Source organism: Mycobacterium sp. ABE4_509, assembly GCF_056160785.1.
Genome location: NZ_JBSWXU010000364.1, coordinates 1 through 265, shown reverse-complemented (window position 1 = coordinate 265; position 265 = coordinate 1). Strand labels below are relative to the sequence as shown.

General features: G+C 67.9%; 1 protein-coding gene. It reads right to left on the bottom strand.

The features are described 5' to 3' along the window. Nucleotides 1–265: EAL domain-containing protein (locus ACXAID_RS28500; protein ID WP_475025486.1), on the bottom strand; the 265-nt coding region annotated here is incomplete at both ends.

Below are 265 nucleotides of genomic sequence, written 5' to 3'. Positions count from 1 at the left end.
ACGAGGTCTTCGGTGATTTCGACGGTGAGTAGGTCGGGGGTCAGGCCGTGGTGGTGCAGGGCGGTGGTGAGGGTGTGGGGGAGTTCGGTGTCGCGCAACGACGGGGCGAACAGGTTGATGGCGACGGGGATGTGGCGGTTGTGGTGGGTCCAGGTGGCGGTGTCGGTGAGGGCTTGGTCGATGACGAGGTCGGTGACCGGGCGCATGAGGCCGTGTTGGCGGACCAGGGGCAGGAAGGTGTCGGGGCTCAGGGTGCCCAGGTCGG